This is a genomic window from Burkholderia sp. MSMB1459WGS, from assembly GCF_001534535.1.
Lineage (GTDB): Bacteria > Pseudomonadota > Gammaproteobacteria > Burkholderiales > Burkholderiaceae > Burkholderia.
Window position 1 is genome coordinate 127,754 of sequence record NZ_LPMU01000061.1, and the last position, 19,208, is coordinate 146,961.

A 19,208-nucleotide genomic window follows, 5' to 3' on the forward strand; every position below is an offset into this window, starting at 1 on the left:
CGGCATGAATCCGACGACGCTCGACGCACTCGCCGATTTCCCCCGCCAGCTCGAAGCGCATTTCGCGGCCGTCCCCGACGGCTATGCGCGCTGGACCCCGGACGACTGGGCCGGCATGCCGAGCGAGCATTTCTCGCCGCTCGGGCAGCTCTGCCATGTGCGCGACATCGAGATCGACGGCTATCACGTGCGGCTGCGCCGCATGCTCGACGAAGACCGGCCGCGGCTCGTCTCGATCGATGGCGACGCGCTCGCGATCGAGCGGCGCTACAACGACGCGTATGCGTCCGACGTGCTCGCGGCGATTCGCGACGCGCGGCGCGAGACGCTGGAGCTGCTGTCGCGCCTCACGCCCGAACAGTTCGAGCGTACCGGCGAGTTCGAGGGCTACGGTGCGCTGACCGTGCGCGGGCTCGTCCACTACCTGTGCAGCCACGATCAGCAGCATCTGGCCGGCATGCAGTGGCTGCTCGGCAAGATCGACGCAGCGCTGCACGCGCGCTGAGCCGGCCGGCGGCCGGGCAATCAACCGCGGAATCCGGCCCCGCCGTCGGTGCGGCAGGCCACCTTGCATGGCTTCGATTGGATCGGTTTTCTGGATAATCCATCCAGCCGCGGCCGGCTGACCGGCGGCTCGTGCATGCCTACACTCCTAGCTTCGTTCACCGAAAAAAGGAGTCAACCGTGGCAACTCATACGCTCGCAGACAAGGTCGTCCTGATCGCAGGCGGCGCGAAGAATCTAGGCGGCCTGATCGCCCGCGATCTGGCAGGCCACGGCGCGAAGGCGGTGGCGATTCACTACAACAGCGCGGCGTCGCAGGCGCAGGCCGAGGAGACGGCCGCCGCGGTGCGGGCGGCTGGCGCGCAAGCCGCGACGTTCCAGGGCGACCTGACGACGGCCGCGGCGGTCGAGAAGCTGTTCGACGACGCAAAACAGCATTTCGGCAAGATCGACATCGCGATCAACACGGTCGGCAAGGTGCTGAAGAAGCCGTTCACCGAGATCAGCGAAGCCGAGTACGACGAGATGTTCGCGGTCAACAGCAAGTCGGCGTTCTTCTTCATCAAGGAAGCCGGGCGGCACCTCGAGGATCACGGCAAGCTCGTCACGCTCGTGACGTCGCTGCTCGGCGCGTTCACGCCGTTCTACGCGGCGTACGAAGGGTCGAAGGCGCCGGTCGAGCACTTCACGCGCGCGGCGTCGAAGGAATACGGCGCGCGCGGCATCTCGGTGACGGCCGTCGGGCCGGGCCCGATGGACACGCCGTTCTTCTATCCGGCCGAAGGCGCCGATGCGGTCGCGTACCACAAGACGGCCGCCGCGCTGTCGCCGTTCAGCAAGACGGGGCTGACCGACATCGAGGACGTCGTGCCGTTCATCCGCCATCTCGTGACCGATGGCTGGTGGATCACGGGCCAGACGATCCTGATCAACGGCGGCTATACGACCAAGTAACCGGGGCCGCTCACGGGCCGTGCCGGCGGCCGTAGCGGCACCGGCGCCCCGCAATGGCGCGTTTGCATGGACAATGGACGGGCGCGCGGTCACGAGGCCGCGCGCCCGTTTTTCCTTGTGTCGCCGAAGCCGGCCGCGATGCGCGGCAGCCGGCGGCGGCGACCGTTCGAACCCGGGTTTCCCGCCGATGGACAAGCTGGATCAGGTCAGGATCTTCCTGCAGGTTGTCGAGATGGGCAGCTTCATCAAGGCCGCGCATGCGCTCGACGTTCCGCGCGCGACCGTGTCGGCGGCCGTCCAGCAGCTCGAGACGGCGCTCGGCACGCGCCTGTTGCACCGCACGACGCGCCAGGTGCAGCTGACCGCCGACGGCGCGCTGCTGCTCGAACGCGGCCGGCGCCTGCTCGCGGAAGCCGACGAACTCGACCGCCTGTTTCGGCGTCGCGACCGCGACGTGGTCGGGCGGCTGAACGTCGACGTGCCGAGCCGGATCGCGCGCCGCGTCGTGGCGCCCGCGCTGCCGTCGCTGTTTCGTCGCCACCCGAAGCTGCAACTGTCGCTCGGCTCGACGGATCGCACGATCGACCTCGTGCAGGAGGGTGTCGATTGCGCGATCCGCGTCGGGCGGCTCGCGGACAGCAGTCTCGTCGTGCGGCCGCTCGGGCAGTTCGCGCTGATCAACTGCGCGAGCCCCGACTACCTGCGCGAATGCGGCGTGCCCGAGCATCCGGATGCGCTCGCGCACGGGCACTGGGCGATCGGCTATGCGTCGCCGACGACGGGGCGCGAGCTCGGCTGGGAATACTGCGCGGACGGACAGCGGCACGAGCTGACGCTGCCGAGCCGCGTGATCGTCAACAACGCCGAAACCTATATCGCCAGCTGCATCGCGGGAATGGGGCTGATCCAGATTCCGCGCTTCGACGTCGAGCATCTGCTGGCAAGCGGCGCACTCGTCGACGTGATGCCCGGCCACCGCGCCGAGCCGATGGACGTGGCGGCCGTGTATCCGCACCGCCGGCATCGCTCGAGGCGGCTCAACGCGTTCATCGAGTGGTTCGGCGAGTTGATGGCCGATGCGTTGAACGACGCAGGCGCGAGCGGCAGCGGCGACTGAAGGCGGCATCGTGCCGGTATCCGCGGGCCGTCCCGCCGTTCGCCGGCTCGGGGTGCGGCCGATCGGCATCGGCGCGCTGCGGCCGTGCGGCGACTGCGCCGCGCATGCTCAAGCGGCGAACTGCCGGGTGCGCCCGGTGGCCCGTACCGCGTCGACCAGTGCGGCGCCGACGCCCGCGGGTTTCGACGCGAATGCGTAAAAGCGTGCGGCCGGCAGCGCCGGCAGGCCGTCGTGCGGCCCGCATTCGCGCAGGCCGTCGCGCAACTGGCTGCGCGCGAGCGCCGTGACTGCGAAACCGGCGAGCGCGGCCGACATGCAGCCGGCCATGCTCCCGCTTTCGAACAGCACGCGAAACGGCCGCAGCGCCGCGGCGAGCGCGGAAACCGCGGCTTGCCGATACACGCACGGCTCCGGAAACAGCGCGAGCGGCACGCCTTCTTCGGCGTCGAGCGCCGTATCGGCCGCGAATGCCCACACGAGCGGCTCCTCCCACAGCAGTTCGCCGGGCGTGTCGACCTGTCGGCACTGCTTGCCGAACACGACGTCGAGCCGGCCCAGGGATTGCTCCCGCAACAGCGACGCGGTGATGCCGACCTTCAGTTCGATCGAGGTGCGCGGATGGCTGTCGCGGAACGTGCGCAGCACCTGCGGCAGCCACGTGCCCGCGAAATCCTCCGACGCGCCGACCCGCAGCGGCCCGTGCGCCGGCGCGCCGCGCAGCCGCGCGCGCACTTCGCGCTCCATGTCGACGATGTTGCGCGCGTACGCATACAGCGTGTCGCCGGCCGGCGTCAGCGCGATACGGCGTGTCGTGCGCGCGAGCAGCACGGTGCCGGCCGCCTGTTCCAGCCGCTTGATGTGGCCGCTGACGGCGGACGGCGTCAGCGCGAGGCGCTCGGCGGCCGGGGCGAATCCGCGGCTGTCGACCACTTCGAGAAAGGTGCGCAGCAGCGCGATGTCGAGCGCGGTCGATGCGGGGTCGGTCGGCGGTTCCATGGATCGATTCAACGCGATATTTGAAGAGTAAATCATGATACTCCGCGAATCATGATGAAAGGCCGGCCTACCATCGTACGTTCATGCCGACCTTGACCTGATGGAGGACCCGATGACGACCTATGCGCATGCGACGACTGCGTCGCTCGACATTGCCTATCTCGAATGGAACCCGCGTGGCGAACGCGTCGCCGTGCTGCTGCACGGCTGGCCGGACAGTCCGGTCGGTTGGGAGGCGGTGGCGGCGGCACTCGTCCCGCGCGGCTACCGCGTGCTCGCGCCCGCATTGCGCGGTTTTGCGCCCACGCGCTTTCGCGACGCGTCCGTGCCGCGCAGCGGCCAGCTCGCGGCGCTCGGGCGCGACCTGCTCGAATTCGTCGACGCGCTCGGTATCGAGCGGCCCGTGCTGGTCGGGCACGACTGGGGCGCCCGCGCGGCCGCGAACGCCTGCGGGCTGCGCGGAGGGGCCGCCTCGCATCTCGTGATGCTGTCGGTCGGGTACGGCACCAACGATCCCGCTCAGCCGCTGTCGCTGCAGCAGGCGCGCAACTACTGGTATCACTGGTTCATGGCGACGCCGCGCGGCGAGCAGGCGCTGCGCGACGACCGCCGTGCGTTCGCGCGCCTGATGTGGGATACGTGGTCGCCGCCGGGCTGGTATCGCGACGGCGATTTCGACGCGGCGGCCGCTGCGTTCGACGGACCCGACTGGATCGACGTCGTGCTGCATTCGTACCGGCAGCGCTGGGGCTTCGCGCCGGGCACGCCGGCCTATGCGGACGACGACGCGCGGCTGAACCCGGCGCCCGTGCTGGCGGTGCCGACGCTCGTGCTGCACGGCGGCGCGGACGCCTGCAATCATCCGGACAGCTCGGCCGGGCGCGAGCGGTTCTTCGCCGGACGGTACGAGCGGCAGGTGCTCGACGGCGTCGGGCACTTCCCGCAGCGCGAATCCGCGGCGGCGGTCGCGGACGCGATTCTCGGGTTCTGCGAGCGGGGGTGACGCGCGCCGGCCGGCCCGACCCGGCGCGGGAAGGATCAGTCGTGCACGCGCGGCGCGAGCAGGTCGGCGAGGCCGATGTTTCTGAACATCTCGCGGCGGATGCGATCGCCGACGCGGAACACTTCTTCGGCGCCGTCCTGCGACGGGTCGACGAACACGCGGTAGGGGCGCTTGCCGGCCGGCGCCGCGACGAGCGCGGCAATCGCCGTGGCGACGGCGCCCGCATCGGCGTCCGCCGGCTCGAGCGCGGCGAGGCCCTTCAATGCCTGATCGGCGACGCCCGCGTACGGCCCACTGTCGTACGCGGCCTGTACGACGGTATCGACCGGCTTGCCCGCGTGGAGGAAGTGATTCGTGCCCCGGGTGAACGCGCCCGGCACGACGATCGACGTTTCGATGCCCCAGCGCGCGAGTTCGGCCGCGTAGGACACCGCGAGCGAGTCCATCGCGGCTTTCGCGGCGAAGTAGGGCGCGAGGAACGGCGGGGTGCCGCCGCGCGCCGACGAGGACGACACCCAGACGAGCAGGCCGCGGCCCTGGCGGCGCAGGTGCGGCAGCGCCGCGCGGTTCACGCGCTGGGTCGACACGACGTTGACGTCGTAGAGCTGCGCGAGCTGTTCGGGCGTGAACGCTTCGGCCGGCCCGAACACCATGTGGCCGGCGTTGTGGACGACGACGTCCAGACGGCCGTCGTCGGCGATCACGCGATCGATTGCGGCGTCGACCGAGGCATCGTCGCCGACGTCGAGCTCGAGGCTGCGCAGGTCGACGCCGTGTTCTTGCGCATAGGCGGCGACGGCGGCGACGCGCGACGCGTTGCGCCCGGCGCTCTCGCGCATCGATGCGTAGACCGTGTGACCGGCGCGGGCGAGCGCCTGGGCCGTCAGCAGGCCGAAGCCGCTGGACGCGCCGGTGACGAGGATGACTTCCTTCATGAGCGATCTCCTGGCGGAAAGACGAGTGGGCGGCGGGCGGTCCGTCAGCACATGCCGCCGTTGGCGCGCAGGATCTGGCCGTTGATCCACGCGCCGTCCGGGCCGGCGAGGAACGCGACGACGCGCGCGATGTCGTCGGGCTGGCCGAGCCGCTCGAGCGGGTTCAGCTTCGCGAGCCGCTCGACGAGTTCGGCGCTCTTGCCCTGCAGGAACAACTCGGTCGCGACCGGCCCCGGCGCGACGGCGTTCACGCGGACGCCGCGCCCGCGCATTTCCTGCGCGAGCACCTGCGTGAGGCTTTCGACCGCCGCCTTGCTCGCGACGTACACGCCGTAAGTCGGCATGCGCATGCCGATCACGCTGGTCGACAGGTTGATGATGCGTCCCCCGTCGCGCACCCGGTTTGCCGCTTCGCGGCATACGTTGAACGTGCCTTTCACGTTGATGGCGATCGTTTCGTCGAACAGCGCGTCGTCGCAGTCGGCGATCGCCGCCAGCTTCATCACGCCCGCTGAATTGACCACCACGTCGATGCCGCCGAATGCATCGCGGGCGGCGTCGAACAGCGCGGCCACGGCCGCCGGGTCGGCGACGTTCGCCTGCACCGCGACGGCACGGCCGCCGTCGGCGACGATCGCATCGACCACGTCGCGGGCCGGGCCGGCGCTGCCGGCATAGTTGACGACGACCCGGAAACCGTCCCGGGCGAGCTGGCGCGCGATTTCCGCGCCGATGCCGCGCGACGAACCCGTGACGAGGGCGACCTGTTCCGATGTGCTCATGTTCTGCTCCTGGTGAATGGATGAATGCCGTTCGATCCGGCGACAGGACAACTGTAGGCTTCCTCGATAAATAAAAATAATGAATAATGATCAGTCAATGAATGACTGAAAGTACGTCTCATGGGATTCGACAGCAGGCTGCTCAGCGGTATCGGGGTGCTCTCCGCGGTGATCGAGGCCGGCACCTTCGCGCGCGCGGGCGAGGCGATGGGACTGACTCAACCGGCGGTGAGCCGCGCCGTCGCCCGGCTGGAACAGCGCGTCGGCATCCGGATCTTCAACCGGACGGCGCGCGCGATCACGTTGACCGACGAAGGACGCCGCTTTTACGAGGCGGTCGCGCCGCTGCTGGCCGGCATCGAGGAGGCGGCGCTCGACGCCGGCCGGTCGAAGGCACGCGTGAGGGGCCGATTGCGGGTCAACGTGGACGGCACGTTCGGTCACTACGTGCTGGCGCCGCGGATGACGGAATTTCTCGACCGCTTTCCGGACCTGTCGGTCGAGATCAGCGTGCGCGACCGGATGGGCGACCTCGTCGCCGACGGCTTCGACGTGGCCGTGCGCTTCGGCATCCCGGAGCCGTCGTCATATCGGGCGCGCCTGCTGGTCGAGACGCGCGTGCTGACCTGCGCGTCGGCGGCCTACGTCGCGCGTCATGGCGAACCGCGGCACCCGCGGGATCTCGCGGACGGTCACCGGTGCGTGCTGATCCGCAATCCGGTGACGGGGCGGCCGTACGAATGGGAATTTCATCGCGGCAAGGAAGTCGTGCCGGTCGACGCCGCCGGCAGGCTGACGGTCAACGATACGGGCGGGCTGCTCGGCGCGTGCCTGGGCGGCGTCGGCATCGCGCAGCTGCTGGAGCTCTATGCGCGGGACGTCCTGGCCGACGGGCGGTTGGTGCAGTTGTTGCCCGAGTGGGCGGACGAGACTTTCCCGCTTTACGCGTATCACCACGCGTCGAATCTCGTTTCGGCGAAGGTGAGGGTGTTTCTCGACTTCGTCCGCGAGCTGATGGCCTGAGTGAGGTGGCTGCACGACGAAGGGCTGCCGTCAGGTCATTCGGTGCGATGGGGAAGGTTGTCCGGGAACGGATAGGGCGCATGCGGCCCGGGCCAGTCGGGTACGGGCGGCGCGCTCGGTATGTCGCAAACCGCCGAGCATGAGCGCCAGCCCGGTGGCGAGCACGGCGCGGCAGATTCGGCGTGAAATCTTGCGCGTGGACGCGGCCTCCGTGATCGGCATCTCCCTGATGCTTGGACTGCCGGGCGGAACGCCTGTCGCGGCGATGCGGCCAAAAACAAAAAACCCGCGAAGCGGCGAGCTTGCGCGGGTTTCGACGGTTGCAGCGCGGACGCTGCGAAATACTGGTGCCAGGGCCGGAATGAAATAATTCTATGTAAGGCCCGTTGTGTAAGGGAGTCGCTCGGGGTGCGCTATAGAGTTGCGCCCATAGTTGCCCCCATATCGTTTCGCGTCAACGCTTCCCGATCTTGATAAGTTCGTCGGCGTTCAAATGACGCGGTTCTCGGAGATTTTTGCGAATCGGTTCGAAGACTGCCAACATTGCACGATAGCGAGCGATGCTAGGCATGTGCGAATTGAATTCTCTGCCCTTGAACTCGGTGAAGCGGTCCAGTTCTTCCACGAAAAAACGGGCGATCGACATATATTCGGTCTCGTTATTTCCGTCGAAGCCTTCAAAGCTGCTAATGCCGTACGGAACTTCCGCATCGACGCGCGCCTTATCGCCAGCGGACAACCCCTTGTACCCGCGTTCGATAAACGACCACATGTCCAACACATCTATAACAAATTTGACCGGCTCCGGCGTCGGTTCAAGGGAATCGCCAAAAATACCTTGGTACTTCCACTCCAAACCCCAAAGATGATCGTGGAAAATTGCTTCCTTCACGAACTTGGGATCAATTTCGCCCTTGGTTTTGAGGCCCTCCAGAATCTCAGCGAGCATAAAGGTCATCAGTTTTTCAGCATTCGTCATTTTCATGGTCTACCTCCGTTGGTGGATGGCAAATTATAGAGTTTGCTCGTTACACGTGTGTTGAAGAGGTGTCACCCGAATGGATGGCTCGGGCTTTTGTGACGTGAGCGCATGCTCCGTACGAAGGGGGAGGGTTTAGCTGACCTCATACCGGCTCCGTTGCCACGGCGCCATGCTTGCCGAATGGGCCGATTTACGTAATGCTTACCGATCCAATCTATAGAGGTGGTAAATGGGTGAATATACGTTTCGGGGCGATGGTGAAAAGCAGGTATCGGTCGACAAAGACGGCACGACTACTATCAGCTCGGACAAGCCGGTAAACTTTGATCCTGCACTTCCGGTTACTGATATCCGCGTCAACCTTCTTGAAGTTACCGCGCTCTCGCTCACCGTTGAGGGGAGTACGCGGATTGTCCGCGGTCAATACGCTGACGGTGGGAGCTTCGAGGTATCGCTGGATTTGAGCGGCGGAAAGCTCAGCGGCTCCGGCAACAACGTTACGACGGTTGTTCAAAATGGGGACGATCAATCGCATACGGTGGTGACATACCTGCCGAAAGTGAGATCCATCACCAAAGCGACGCACTAACAAAGTAAAAGAGCCCGCTTGGATTGCTCCGGCAGGCTCTTCGTGTGAGTGAATATGGTGCGCGTCGACAGTATGTGCGGTCAGAGTTCGTGCCTGTCGTCTTCGCTGGACAGTGGCTCGTGATAGTAGGGCATCAGGGCTTTCGCGGCCTCGATGCGATCCTCCATTGCAATGCCGGGGTGGGCCATTACCGACGCCAGAAACTCGCGCGGGTCGTCGGTCTTCGGGATTTCCTGCCATGCGTTGCAGGCGGTCGGTCGCTTCGGCGTCATACGCGCTTACCTCCCGCCGCCGCCAGCTTTGGCGGCGGCGGTGCGCCGAACTTCGACGCTGCTACCTTCGCCGCGTCGGCCTGCTGTTCCTTCTTGCCCTGCTCGCCCTTCTTTGCGTGTGTGTACTGCACCGCCGCGATTGCTGCGCGCACCTGAAGCGCTGTAGCTTCTACGCGGCCGAGCGCGATATCTTGGAGTAGCTGGAGCATGTCACGCCCCTCTAGCGGAGTAGGGGGCGGCTGAACTTTTTTGGGTCGCCCCGCGCTTGGCCGAGCCCCGCCGCTATTGGCTCGCGGCCCGCCGGAGCGGCCTTTGACACCTGCCATTTGCTGAATTCCTATAAAAAGGGGGAAATTTTCTGCGCATGCGGGAGCGGTCGGTCTAGACGAAAAAGGGGCCGGAAGTTTTGACGCCCCCGGCCCCCTTGGAATGCGCGCCGCCGCGCGTGTGTATCACGGGCTGGCAGCGCGCTGCCGGTGCGCCTTAGCTCGTAACGCCCTCAATCACGGTGATCGCGTCCGGATACTGCGCAACCACGTCGAAACGTGCATGACACAGGAACACGAGTTGACCGTTCGAGCTTGCCGTTTCTTGCAACAGGCGAACGTTGAAGTTTTCGCGCAGCACGAATTGCACCGTGTTGAAATTGCCGATAAACGCCAACGACTTGTTCGCGCCATCGCCCAAGTTGGTCGGAACGCCAACGCTCGTGCGGCGCGTCACGCCATCCAGCAGCGCCGGAGCGTTGAGCGGTTGGCCGGTTGAATCGACCAGACCGGCAAGGCCTACCAACGTCCGCGGGGCCATGATGATGGACGTAGGCGCGGGCGCGTCGGCCTCCGTTTGTGCTTGATACGCGGCCAGCATGTCGGCATAGCTGAACTTCGCGCCGATCTGCTGGATCTTCTTCACGCTGTCCATGCCGTACAGGCCAAGCGGCTCGGGAACCTTGCCGGAGCCCACGAGCGCGGCGCGGTCGAATGCCTTCGAGAACGCCATTGCAAGAGCGAGCGTCACGGCGCGGTTCATATCCACGGCATCGGCCAGCAACTCGCGACTGATCGGCACCGCGATTGCGATGCTGCGCGGCGTGGCCGTCACTGCGCGGAACGCCGGGCCACCGATTGCAACCGGGGCATTCTCGTTACGCCATGCCGGTTCCGGCAACTCGTCCACGGCGGCAATGCTCACGCTCTTGTCCATGCACCACCGTGAACCTCGGTGGAATAAAAAAACCCGCGAAGCCTTGTGCTGTCGCGGGTTTGTGGACTTCGGTGAACTTCCGAAAACAATGTACTGGTGCCCAGGGCCGGAATCGAACCGGCACGCCTTGCGGCGGGGGATTTTGAGTCCCCTGCGTCTACCAATTTCACCACCTGGGCTTGATCGTGGCCGCGCATGCGGTGGTGCGCGGCGAAACGCGGATTATGGCGGAAATCCGGGCGCCGGGCAAGCTACCCGGCATCCGGCCTACAAGTCACTGGCTCAGATAGACGAAGCGGCCCTGTTTCACGATCCCCATCACGCTCGCGCGCTGGTCGAGCCCCACGTGATCCTTGTCGCTCGTATTGACGACGCCGTTCGGCACGACGAGCTCGTGCGCGCGTTCGAGTTCGCGCCGCAGCGCCGCGCGGAACGCGGGCGTGCCGGGCTGCGCGGCCTTCAGCGCGCGGCCGACCGCGTCGGCGAGGCGCGGATAGACGCCCGCCGCATCGCCCGCGAACTGCGTGACGGTGCCGGCGCCGTATTTCGCGTCGTACGCATCGACGAACGCGAGCGCGGCGCGGCGGGCCGGGTGGTCGGCCGGCAGCGTGCGCGCGACGACCACCGGCTGGGTCGGGAACAGCGTGCCGTCGACGTCCTTGCCGCCGAGCTTGATGAATTCCGGCGTCGCGATCCCGTGGGTCTGGTAGACCGCACCCTTGTAGCCGCGCTCGATCAGCGTGCGCTGCGGCAGCACGGCCGGCGTGCCGGAGCCGGCGATCAGGATCGCATCGGGTTTCGCCGCGATCAGCTTCAGCGCCTGGCCCGTGACGCTCGCGTCGGTGCGATTGAAGCGCTCGGTCGCGACCACGCGGATCTTGCGCAGATCCGCGAAGCGCGTGAATTCGTTGAGCCAGCTGTCGCCGTAGCTGTCCGCGAAGCCGATGAAGCCGACCGTCTTCACGCCGTGGTTGGCCATGTAGCGCGTCATCACGTCGGCCATCGCGCGGTCGCTCTGCGCCATCTTGAACGCCCAGGTCCGCGCGCCTTCCTGCGGCTCGACGATCGCACCCGAGCCGACCAGCGTGATCATCGGCGTCTGTGCGGCCGCCACCGCGTCAAGCGCCGCGAGCGCGGCCGGCGTGATGTTCGGCCCGACCACGACGTCGACGTGATCCTCGTCCACCAGCTTGCGGATGTTGCGCACCGCGGTGCCCGGGTCGGAGGCGTCGTCGAGCACCGTGACCTGCACGGGTTGCCCGGCGATCGTCTTCGGCCACATCAGGATCGCGTTCTTGCTCGTGATGCCGATCGCGGCGGCCGGGCCGGTCGACGACAGGTCGACGCCGACCTTCAGGTCGGCATGCGCGGCCGCGCAGGCGAGCAGGAGGGCGGCGCCGGCGGCGCGGCGCAACAGGGCGGGAAGCGTCATGCGGGAATCTCCATTTCCGTCGGGCAACGAAAAGGGGCGCAATGCGCGCCCCTGTGTTCATACCTGTCCGTCAAAGCTCGTACGATTCGGATTCGCCTTTGAGCGCCTGCTCGATCAGCTTGCGGTTCAGCGTCGGCGACAGCAGTTCGACCAGCGTATACACATAGCTGCGCAGGTAGGCGCCCTGCTTGAGTGCGACGCGCGTCACGTTGCTGCCGAACAGATGGCCGACCGGGATCAGCCGCAGGCCGCGATCGCGCTCGGGATTGAACGCGATGTCGGCCATGATGCCGACGCCGAGGCCGAGTTCGACATAGGTTTTGATCACGTCGGCGTCGATCGCCTCGAGCACGATGTCCGGCGACAGCCCGCGCAGCGCGAACGCATGATTGATCTTCTTGCGGCCCGCGAACGCGTCGTCGTACGTGATCAGCGGATATTGCGCGAGATCGTCCAGCGTGACCGGCTTGCGTTCGAGCAGCGGATGGTCGGCCGGCACGACGGCCGCGTGATGCCACTGGAAGCAGGGTAGCGACACGAGCTCCTTGTAGTCGGAGATCGCCTCGGTCGCGATCGCGAGATCGGCCTGATCGTGGATCACCATCTCGGCCACCTGCGTCGGGCTACCCTGCAGGATCGACAGGTGGACCTTCGGGAAGCGCTTCTTGAACTCAGCGATCGCGGCCGGCAGCGAGTAGCGGGCCTGCGTGTGGGTGGCCGCGATGGTCAGGTTGCCCTGATCCTGCGCCGCATAATCTTTCCCGACCCTCTTTAAGCTCTCAACTTCCTGAAGAATCCGCTCGACCGATGCGAGGATGATCCGGCCCGGCTCGGTGAGCGAGCGCACGCGCTTGCCATGCCGCGTGAAGATCTCGACACCCAGCTCGTCCTCGAGCTCGATGATTGCCTTCGATACTCCCGGTTGCGACGTGTAGAGCGCCTTGGCGGCCTCGGTGAGGTTGAAATTCTGCCGGACGGCCTCGCGCACGAAGCGAAATTGGTGCAGGTTCATTTATAACCCTTCCGCATATCAACAGAATTTTTTAGTCGTTTGAAATATAAGGCGAGTTTATTACGATTCACCCGAGTTTTTCAAATATGGATATCTGTTTTCGTCATTAGCAATCCAGCCGGCAGCGGATGGCGGCGGTGACGACGGAACGGAGATTCGGGCGCGACGTGGCTAGGACGTCGCGCGGTCAACACGAAAACCCTGGGGTCCCCGAATGTATCAGTACGACCAATACGACCAGACGATCGTCGACGAGCGAGTCGCGCAGTATCGCGACCAGGTGCGCCGCCGGCTGTCGGGCGAGTTGAGCGAAGATGAATTCCGTCCGCTGCGTCTGCAGAACGGCCTGTACATGCAGCGCCACGCGTACATGCACCGCATCGCGATTCCGTACGGCAACCTGCGCAGCGACCAGCTCCGGATGCTGGCCCGCATCGCCCGCGAACACGACCGCGGCTACGGCCACTTCTCGACGCGCTCGAACATCCAGTTCAACTGGATCGAACTGGAAGAGACGCCCGAGATCCTCGCGAAGCTCGCGTCGGTGCAGATGCATGGCATCCAGACGTCGGGCAACTGCATCCGCAACATCACGGCCGACCAGTTCGCCGGCGTCGCGCAGGACGAAGAGATCGATCCGCGCCCGTGGGCCGAAATCCTGCGCCAGTGGTCGACGTTTCACCCGGAATTCGCATGGCTGCCGCGCAAGTTCAAGATCGCGGTGTCGGGCTCGAAGCACGACCGCGCGGCCGTGCAGATCCACGACCTCGGCGTGTACCTGAAGAAGAACGCGCAGGGCGAGGTGGTCGCGAGCATCCTCGCGGGCGGCGGCCTCGGCCGTACGCCGATCGTCGGCGCGGTGATCAAGGAAGACCTGCCGTGGCAGCACCTGCTCACGTACTGCGAGGCCGTGCTGCGCGTGTACAACCGCTACGGCCGCCGCGACAACCTGTACAAGGCGCGGATCAAGATCCTCGTGAAGGCGCTGTCGCCGGCGAAGTTCGCGCAGCAGGTCGAGGAAGAATGGCAGCACCTGAAGGACGGCCCGTCGACGCTCACGCAGGCCGAAATCGACCGCGTGTCGCAGTACTTCCAGCCGCCGGTCTACGAGAAGCTCGCCGACACCGACGCGTCGTTCGAACAGCACCTGCTCGAGAACAAGGCATTCGCGCGCTGGGTCGAGCGTAACGTCGCACCGCACAAGGTGCCGGGCTATGCGGCCGTCACGCTGTCGCTGAAGGATCACCGCGTGGCTCCGGGCGACGCCACCGACGCGCAGATGGATCTGGTCGCCGACTGGGCCGACGCATACTCGCTCGGCGAACTGCGCGTGTCGCACGAGCAGAACCTGATTCTGGCGAACGTGAAGAAGCGCGACCTGTTCGCGTTGTGGGAAAAGGCGAAGGCGGCCGGTTTCGCGACGCCGAACATCGGCCTGCTGACCGACATCATCGCGTGCCCGGGCGGCGACTTCTGCTCGCTCGCGAACGCGAAGTCGATCCCGATCGCACTCGCGATCCAGCAGCGTTTCGACGATCTGGATTACGTGTACGACCTCGGCGACCTGTCGCTGAACATTTCCGGTTGCATGAACTCGTGCGGCCATCACCACGTCGGCAACATCGGCATCCTCGGCGTCGACAAGGATGGCGCCGAGTGGTACCAGGTGTCGCTCGGCGGCGAGCAGGGCACGGGCCGCAACGGCGCGCGCCTCGGCCGCGTGATCGGGCCGTCGTTCTCCGCGCAAGAAGTGCCGGACGTGATCGCGAAGCTGATCGACACGTTCGTCGAAGCACGCATCGACGGCGAGCGCTTCATCGACACGTACGACCGCATCGGCATCGCGCCGTTCAAGGAGCGCGTGTATGCGGCGCGCCAGGCAGTGAACGCGTAACCAACCGGGTAGAAGGAATTTGCAGATGGCTTCGATTATCAAGAACCGCGCAGTGATCGACGACGCATGGCAGGTCGTGCGCGCGGCGGAGGACGGCGCGCTGCCCGCGGTCGACGCATTGCCGGCCGGCAAGGTGCTGGTGCCGTTCGCGTTGTGGCAGGCCGAGCGTGCGGCGCTCGTCGCCGCGAAGACGAAGGACGAACTCGGCGTGTGGCTCGCGCCGGACAGCGAACCGGCCGATCTCGTGGCCGACTTCGGCGCGATCTCGCTGGTCGCCGTCGATTTCCCGCGCTTCGCGGACGGCCGCGGCTACAGCATCGCGCGCCTGCTGCGCGAACGTCATGGCTGGACGGGCGAGCTGCGCGCGATCGGCGACGTGCTGCGCGACCAACTGCTGTACATGTCGCGTTGCGGCTTCGACGCGTTCGCGGTGCGCGCCGACAAGGACATCCACGACGCGCTGAATGCGTTCACGGAATTCACGCAGCGTTACCAGGGCGCATTCGACGAGCCGGCGCCGCTGTTCCGCCGCCGCGAGGCTGCGGCCGACACCAAGGTGAGCGCATGAGCACCGCGACCGCCACCGAACTGACGCCGGAACTCGCCGCGAAGGTCGAGCGCCTCGACGCGCTGCTCGCGCGGATCGGCGCCCGTCACGACAAGGTGAAATTCGCGAGCAGCCTCGCCGCGGAAGACATGCTGCTCACGCACGCGATCCTGTCGAAGGGCGTGCCGATCGGCATCTTCTCGCTGAACACGGGCCGCCTGCACGCCGAAACGCTCGGCATGATCGATCGCGTGCGCGAGCGCTACGGCTACGAGATCGAGCAGTTCCACCCGCAGCAGGACGCGGTGGACCAGTACGTCGCCGAGCATGGCCTGAACGCGTTCTACGAGAGCGTCGAGCTGCGCAAGTCGTGCTGCCATATCCGCAAGGTCGAGCCGCTGAACCGCGCGCTGGCCGACGTCGGCGCGTGGGTCACGGGCCAGCGCCGCGAGCAGTCGGTCACGCGCGCGGAGCTGCACGAGGAAGAACGGGACGAAGCGCGCGGGATCGCGAAGTACAACCCGCTCGCCGACTGGACGGAAGCCGACGTGTGGGCGTACCTTAACGCGTTCGACGTGCCGGTCAACCCGCTGCATGCGCGCGGCTATCCGAGCATCGGCTGCGAGCCGTGCACGCGCGCGATCCGTCCCGGCGAGGACAGCCGCGCGGGCCGCTGGTGGTGGGAGTCGCGCGACACGAAGGAATGCGGGCTGCACATCACCACGATCACGCCGATTCCCGCGAATGCCGATGCCGGCGCCGCGCACTGAAAGCCGACAAGACACTGAATATTGCGCCGCCTGCGACAGCGGGCGGCACGAACCCGGAAGAGAAGGACTGAAATCATGAGCACGACGCTCGAGCAATCCGCCTTTGCCCCGCCCACCGGCGCCGACAGCCGCATGGGCCATCTCGACTGGCTCGAAGCCGAGTCGATCCACATCCTGCGCGAACTCGTCGCCGAATGCAGCAAGCCGGCGCTGTTGTTCTCGGGCGGCAAGGATTCGGTCGTCGTGCTGCACCTGGCGCTGAAGGCGTTCGGCCTCGGCGCGAACCGCAAGACGACGCTGCCGTTCCCGCTCGTGCATATCGACACGGGCCACAACTACGAGGAAGTGATCGACTTCCGCGACCGCCGTGCGCAGGAGCTCGGCGCCGAGCTGGTGGTCGGCCACGTCGAGGACTCGATCAAGCGCGGCACGGTCGTACTGCGCCGCGAAACCGATTCGCGTAACGCCGCGCAGGCCGTCACGCTGCTCGAGACGATCGAACAGCACGGCTATACGGCGCTGATCGGCGGCGCGCGCCGCGACGAAGAGAAGGCGCGCGCGAAGGAGCGCATCTTCTCGTTCCGCGACGAATTCGGCCAGTGGGACCCGAAGGCGCAGCGCCCGGAACTGTGGAGCCTGTACAACGCCCGCCTGCACAAGGGCGAGCATCTGCGCGTGTTCCCGATCTCGAACTGGACCGAGCTCGACGTGTGGCAGTACATCGCGCGCGAGAACCTCGAACTGCCGTCGATCTACTACGCGCATCAGCGCGAGATCGTGCGCCGCAACGGGCTGCTCGTGCCGGTCACGCCGCTCACGCCGATGCGTGACGGCGAGACGAGCGAGCTGGCGCAGGTGCGCTTCCGCACGGTCGGCGACATCAGCTGCACGTGCCCGGTCGAAAGCGACGCGGACGACGTCGAGAAGATCATCGCCGAGACGGCGGTGACCGAGATCACCGAGCGCGGTGCGACCCGGATGGACGACCAGGCGTCCGAAGCCGCGATGGAACAGCGCAAGAAGCAAGGTTATTTCTGAAGCACACGAGGACATTCACATCATGAGCATCATCGAGAACACCGAAGACCTCGGCGTGTTGCGCTTCATCACCGCGGGCAGCGTCGACGACGGCAAGAGCACGCTGATCGGCCGCCTGCTGTACGACAGCAAGGCCGTGCTGTCCGACCAGCTGTCCGCGCTGTCGCGCGCAAAGAACAAGCGCACGGTCGGCGACGAGCTCGATCTCGCGCTGCTGACGGACGGGCTGGAGGCCGAGCGCGAGCAGGGCATCACGATCGACGTCGCGTACCGCTATTTCGCGACCGCGAAGCGCAAGTTCATCATCGCCGACACGCCGGGCCACGAGCAGTACACGCGCAACATGGTGACGGGCGCGTCGACCGCGCACGCGTCGATCATCCTGATCGACGCGACGCGCATCACGGTCGAGAACGGCGTCGTGCAACTTCTGCCGCAGACCAAGCGCCACAGCGCGATCGTCAAGCTGCTCGGGCTGCAGCACGTGATCGTCGCGATCAACAAGATGGACCTCGTCGACTACAGCGAGGCGCGCTTCAACGAGATCCGCGACGCGTACGTCGCGCTCGCGAAGCAGCTCGGCCTGACCGACGTGCGCTTCGTGCCGGTGTCCGCGCTGAAGGGCGACAACATCGTCGGCGCGAGCGAGCGCATGCCGTGGTACGCCGGCGAGCCGCTGCTCGACGTGCTCGAGTCGCTGCCGGTCGAGACGCAGGCGCACGACGCGCTGCGCTTCCCGGTGCAGTGGGTCGCGCGCCAGGACGGCAGCTCGGCCGACGATTTCCGCGGCTACATGGGCCGGATCGAGTCGGGCGAAGTGAAGGTCGGCGACGCGATCGTCGTGCTGCCGTCGAACCGCACCGCGACGGTCGCCGAGATCGTCGCGCCGGTGCCGGGCGGCACCGCATCGGTCGCGCACGCGTTCGCGGGCCAGACGGTGACGATCCGTCTCGAAGAGGATGTCGACGTGTCGCGCGGCGACATGTTCGTCACGGCCGCCGAGCCGGTCGAGCCGGCGAAGAAGCTCGAGGCGGACCTGTGCTGGTTCGACGAGACGCCGCTGTCGCCGCAGCGCAAGTACCTGCTGAAGCAGACCACCAGCACGGTGTTCGCGAAGATCGGCGGCGTCAAGCAGGTGCTCGACGTGCATACGCTGTCGCACGCGACCGATCGCCAGGACCTGAAGATGAACGACATCGGCCGCGTGGCGCTGACGCTGCAAAAGCCGATTGTGTGCGACACGTACGATGCGCACCCCGGTACGGGCGCGTTCGTGCTGATCGACGAGGCGACGCACCACACGGTCGCCGCCGGGATGATCCGCGCGTTCTCGGCGTAATCGTCAATCTGCGCGGCGGCGAACCGGCCGCCGCGGCAGGACCCTAGCGAAGCGACAAACATGGGCAAGGTATATCTGATCGGAGCAGGGCCGGGCGCCGCGGACCTCATCACGGTGCGCGGCATGCGGCTGCTCGAGCAGGCCGACGTCGTGCTGCACGACGCGCTCGTCGAGCCCGCGATGCTCGACTATGCGCCGAACGCGCGGAAGATCGCGGTCGGCAAGCGCTGCGGGCAGCGCTCGACCGCGCAGCATTTCATCAACAAGCAGATCGTCGACGCGGCGCGCGAGCATGCGTGCGTCGTGCGGTTGAAGGGCGGCGATCCGATGCTGTTCGGTCGCGCCGAAGAGGAAATGCGCGCGCTCGACGCGGCCGGCATCGACTACGAGGTCGTGCCGGGCATCACCGCGGCGCTGGCCGGCGCGGCGACGCTGAAGCGTTCGCTCACGTTGCGCGGCGTATCGCGCAGCGTCGCGTTCGCGACGCACAGCCGCGCACCGGGCAGCGACGAGATTCGCGAAGCCGCACGCGCCGATTCGATCGTCTACTACATGGGCCGCGACAGCGCGCCCGGCATCGCGCAGGAATTGATCGACGCCGGCCGTGCGCCGGCGACGCCGGTGGCGATCGTCGAGGCATGCAGCACCGCGCGCGAACGCACGCTGACGCTGACGCTCGCCCGGATGGCGGCCGGCGATGCGCAGGCGTGGCTCGATCCCGCGGAACCGAGCCTGCTGATGATCGGCGATGCATTCGCCGAACGCACACGGCAGGCGCAGGCGGGCGATCCGGTGCGCAATGCCGCCTGAGCGCGG

At 66.7% G+C, this 19,208-nt stretch carries 22 protein-coding genes and 1 tRNA gene; 13 read left to right on the forward strand and 10 right to left on the reverse strand.

Translation table 11 applies throughout. The features are described from left to right. Nucleotides 1-4: 4 nt before the first annotated feature. From WT97_RS23380 to WT97_RS23390, 3 genes are all read left to right on the forward strand, one after another. Nucleotides 5-505, forward strand: coding sequence for a DinB family protein (locus tag WT97_RS23380; RefSeq protein WP_059504754.1), 501 nt, complete (start codon nt 5-7; stop codon nt 503-505). A gap of 179 nt (nt 506-684) precedes the next feature. Then, the gene (locus WT97_RS23385; protein WP_060354513.1) at nt 685-1,458 is read left to right on the forward strand and encodes an SDR family oxidoreductase; all 774 of its coding nucleotides are present in this window, start codon (nt 685-687) and stop codon (nt 1,456-1,458) included. Nucleotides 1,459-1,645: 187 nt separating this feature from the next. Beyond that, nucleotides 1,646-2,575, forward strand: coding sequence for a LysR family transcriptional regulator (locus WT97_RS23390; protein ID WP_059795779.1), 930 nt, complete (start codon nt 1,646-1,648; stop codon nt 2,573-2,575). A gap of 108 nt (nt 2,576-2,683) precedes the next feature. Here WT97_RS23390 and WT97_RS23395 read toward each other — a convergent pair whose 3' ends face one another. Next, nucleotides 2,684-3,571, reverse strand: coding sequence for a LysR family transcriptional regulator (locus WT97_RS23395; protein WP_059795781.1), 888 nt, complete (start codon nt 3,569-3,571; stop codon nt 2,684-2,686). Nucleotides 3,572-3,683: 112 nt separating this feature from the next. Here WT97_RS23395 and WT97_RS23400 point away from each other — a divergent pair, with 112 nt between their 5' ends. Continuing rightward, a complete protein-coding gene (locus tag WT97_RS23400; protein WP_059504883.1) occupies nt 3,684-4,574 on the forward strand; it encodes an alpha/beta fold hydrolase in 891 nt (296 codons plus the stop codon). Nucleotides 4,575-4,609: 35 nt separating this feature from the next. Here the strand turns inward: WT97_RS23400 and WT97_RS23405 are convergent, their stop codons facing one another. Continuing rightward, the gene (locus tag WT97_RS23405) at nt 4,610-5,509 is read right to left on the reverse strand and encodes an SDR family oxidoreductase (RefSeq protein WP_060354514.1); all 900 of its coding nucleotides are present in this window, start codon (nt 5,507-5,509) and stop codon (nt 4,610-4,612) included. A 44-nt stretch (nt 5,510-5,553) separates the two neighbouring features. After that, nucleotides 5,554-6,291 (reverse strand): SDR family oxidoreductase, encoded by a 738-nt coding sequence (locus WT97_RS23410; RefSeq protein WP_059795783.1) that lies wholly within the window; start codon nt 6,289-6,291, stop codon nt 5,554-5,556. A gap of 120 nt (nt 6,292-6,411) precedes the next feature. Here WT97_RS23410 and WT97_RS23415 point away from each other — a divergent pair, with 120 nt between their 5' ends. Then, a complete protein-coding gene (locus tag WT97_RS23415) occupies nt 6,412-7,314 on the forward strand; it encodes a LysR family transcriptional regulator (protein WP_059504764.1) in 903 nt (300 codons plus the stop codon). 139 nt (nt 7,315-7,453) lie between these two features. Beyond that, entirely contained in the window at nt 7,454-7,684 is a 231-nt protein-coding gene (locus WT97_RS34290) for a hypothetical protein (protein ID WP_156440315.1), read from the forward strand. 84 nt (nt 7,685-7,768) lie between these two features. Here the strand turns inward: WT97_RS34290 and WT97_RS23420 are convergent, their stop codons facing one another. Then, nucleotides 7,769-8,299, reverse strand: coding sequence for a YfbU family protein (locus WT97_RS23420; RefSeq protein WP_060354515.1), 531 nt, complete (start codon nt 8,297-8,299; stop codon nt 7,769-7,771). Nucleotides 8,300-8,525: 226 nt separating this feature from the next. Here WT97_RS23420 and WT97_RS23425 point away from each other — a divergent pair, with 226 nt between their 5' ends. After that, nucleotides 8,526-8,885, forward strand: a complete 360-nt coding sequence (locus WT97_RS23425; RefSeq protein ID WP_060354516.1) for a hypothetical protein — start codon at nt 8,526-8,528, stop codon at nt 8,883-8,885. A gap of 80 nt (nt 8,886-8,965) precedes the next feature. Here the strand turns inward: WT97_RS23425 and WT97_RS23430 are convergent, their stop codons facing one another. The 6 genes from WT97_RS23430 to WT97_RS23455 form a co-directional block, all read right to left on the reverse strand. Then, nucleotides 8,966-9,157: a hypothetical protein gene (locus WT97_RS23430; RefSeq protein ID WP_060354517.1), complete on the reverse strand. Its 192-nt coding sequence runs from the start codon at nt 9,155-9,157 to the stop codon at nt 8,966-8,968. Beyond that, nucleotides 9,154-9,366, reverse strand: a complete 213-nt coding sequence (locus WT97_RS34775) for a hypothetical protein (RefSeq protein WP_060277932.1) — start codon at nt 9,364-9,366, stop codon at nt 9,154-9,156. Before WT97_RS34775 ends, WT97_RS23430 begins: the two co-directional genes overlap by 4 nt. Nucleotides 9,367-9,640: 274 nt before the next feature. Continuing rightward, on the reverse strand, nt 9,641-10,360 hold the full coding sequence (locus WT97_RS23440; RefSeq protein ID WP_060354518.1) for a phage major capsid protein: 720 nt from the start codon (nt 10,358-10,360) through the stop codon (nt 9,641-9,643). Between the two features lie 94 nt (nt 10,361-10,454). Then, nucleotides 10,455-10,539 (reverse strand) — tRNA-Leu (locus tag WT97_RS23445). Between the two features lie 95 nt (nt 10,540-10,634). Continuing rightward, entirely contained in the window at nt 10,635-11,792 is a 1,158-nt protein-coding gene (locus WT97_RS23450; RefSeq protein ID WP_060354519.1) for an ABC transporter substrate-binding protein, read from the reverse strand. A 70-nt stretch (nt 11,793-11,862) separates the two neighbouring features. Continuing rightward, a complete protein-coding gene (locus WT97_RS23455) occupies nt 11,863-12,804 on the reverse strand; it encodes a CysB family HTH-type transcriptional regulator (RefSeq protein ID WP_027785173.1) in 942 nt (313 codons plus the stop codon). A gap of 214 nt (nt 12,805-13,018) precedes the next feature. Between WT97_RS23455 and WT97_RS23460 the strand changes: the two genes are divergently transcribed. From WT97_RS23460 to cobA, 6 genes are all read left to right on the forward strand, one after another. Then, a complete protein-coding gene (locus WT97_RS23460) occupies nt 13,019-14,698 on the forward strand; it encodes a nitrite/sulfite reductase (protein WP_059504769.1) in 1,680 nt (559 codons plus the stop codon). 25 nt (nt 14,699-14,723) lie between these two features. Beyond that, entirely contained in the window at nt 14,724-15,266 is a 543-nt protein-coding gene (locus WT97_RS23465; RefSeq protein WP_059795787.1) for a DUF934 domain-containing protein, read from the forward strand. Then, nucleotides 15,263-16,015 carry a phosphoadenylyl-sulfate reductase gene (locus WT97_RS23470; RefSeq protein WP_059504772.1) on the forward strand — a complete coding sequence of 251 codons (753 nt, stop codon included), beginning with the start codon at nt 15,263-15,265 and terminating at the stop codon, nt 16,013-16,015. Before WT97_RS23465 ends, WT97_RS23470 begins: the two co-directional genes overlap by 4 nt. A 75-nt stretch (nt 16,016-16,090) precedes the next feature. Further along, the gene (cysD, locus tag WT97_RS23475; RefSeq protein WP_006478076.1) at nt 16,091-17,053 is read left to right on the forward strand and encodes a sulfate adenylyltransferase subunit CysD; all 963 of its coding nucleotides are present in this window, start codon (nt 16,091-16,093) and stop codon (nt 17,051-17,053) included. A 22-nt stretch (nt 17,054-17,075) separates the two neighbouring features. After that, entirely contained in the window at nt 17,076-18,392 is a 1,317-nt protein-coding gene (locus WT97_RS23480) for a sulfate adenylyltransferase subunit 1 (RefSeq protein WP_059504774.1), read from the forward strand. A 60-nt stretch (nt 18,393-18,452) separates the two neighbouring features. After that, on the forward strand, nt 18,453-19,202 hold the full coding sequence (gene cobA / locus WT97_RS23485) for a uroporphyrinogen-III C-methyltransferase (protein ID WP_059504776.1): 750 nt from the start codon (nt 18,453-18,455) through the stop codon (nt 19,200-19,202). The last annotated feature ends 6 nt before the right edge of the window (nt 19,203-19,208 follow it).

Excerpts from the sequence above, each read along its gene's own strand:
- WT97_RS23380 (WP_059504754.1), top strand. The coding sequence starts at position 5 with ATGAATCCGACGACGCTCGACGCACTCGCCGATTTCCCCCGCCAGCTC.
- WT97_RS23390 (WP_059795779.1), top strand. The coding sequence starts at position 1,646 with ATGGACAAGCTGGATCAGGTCAGGATCTTCCTGCAGGTTGTCGAGATG.
- WT97_RS23395 (WP_059795781.1), bottom strand. The coding sequence starts at position 3,571 with ATGGAACCGCCGACCGACCCCGCATCGACCGCGCTCGACATCGCGCTG.
- WT97_RS23400 (WP_059504883.1), top strand. The coding sequence starts at position 3,684 with ATGACGACCTATGCGCATGCGACGACTGCGTCGCTCGACATTGCCTAT.
- WT97_RS23405 (WP_060354514.1), bottom strand. The coding sequence starts at position 5,509 with ATGAAGGAAGTCATCCTCGTCACCGGCGCGTCCAGCGGCTTCGGCCTG.
- WT97_RS23410 (WP_059795783.1), bottom strand. The coding sequence starts at position 6,291 with ATGAGCACATCGGAACAGGTCGCCCTCGTCACGGGTTCGTCGCGCGGC.
- WT97_RS23415 (WP_059504764.1), top strand. The coding sequence starts at position 6,412 with ATGGGATTCGACAGCAGGCTGCTCAGCGGTATCGGGGTGCTCTCCGCG.
- WT97_RS34290 (WP_156440315.1), top strand. The coding sequence starts at position 7,454 with ATGAGCGCCAGCCCGGTGGCGAGCACGGCGCGGCAGATTCGGCGTGAA.
- WT97_RS23420 (WP_060354515.1), bottom strand. The coding sequence starts at position 8,299 with ATGAAAATGACGAATGCTGAAAAACTGATGACCTTTATGCTCGCTGAG.
- WT97_RS23425 (WP_060354516.1), top strand. The coding sequence starts at position 8,526 with ATGGGTGAATATACGTTTCGGGGCGATGGTGAAAAGCAGGTATCGGTC.
- WT97_RS23430 (WP_060354517.1), bottom strand. The coding sequence starts at position 9,157 with ATGACGCCGAAGCGACCGACCGCCTGCAACGCATGGCAGGAAATCCCG.
- WT97_RS34775 (WP_060277932.1), bottom strand. The coding sequence starts at position 9,366 with ATGCTCCAGCTACTCCAAGATATCGCGCTCGGCCGCGTAGAAGCTACA.
- WT97_RS23440 (WP_060354518.1), bottom strand. The coding sequence starts at position 10,360 with ATGGACAAGAGCGTGAGCATTGCCGCCGTGGACGAGTTGCCGGAACCG.
- WT97_RS23450 (WP_060354519.1), bottom strand. The coding sequence starts at position 11,792 with ATGACGCTTCCCGCCCTGTTGCGCCGCGCCGCCGGCGCCGCCCTCCTG.
- WT97_RS23455 (WP_027785173.1), bottom strand. The coding sequence starts at position 12,804 with ATGAACCTGCACCAATTTCGCTTCGTGCGCGAGGCCGTCCGGCAGAAT.
- WT97_RS23460 (WP_059504769.1), top strand. The coding sequence starts at position 13,019 with ATGTATCAGTACGACCAATACGACCAGACGATCGTCGACGAGCGAGTC.
- WT97_RS23465 (WP_059795787.1), top strand. The coding sequence starts at position 14,724 with ATGGCTTCGATTATCAAGAACCGCGCAGTGATCGACGACGCATGGCAG.
- WT97_RS23470 (WP_059504772.1), top strand. The coding sequence starts at position 15,263 with ATGAGCACCGCGACCGCCACCGAACTGACGCCGGAACTCGCCGCGAAG.
- cysD (WP_006478076.1), top strand. The coding sequence starts at position 16,091 with ATGAGCACGACGCTCGAGCAATCCGCCTTTGCCCCGCCCACCGGCGCC.
- WT97_RS23480 (WP_059504774.1), top strand. The coding sequence starts at position 17,076 with ATGAGCATCATCGAGAACACCGAAGACCTCGGCGTGTTGCGCTTCATC.
- cobA (WP_059504776.1), top strand. The coding sequence starts at position 18,453 with ATGGGCAAGGTATATCTGATCGGAGCAGGGCCGGGCGCCGCGGACCTC.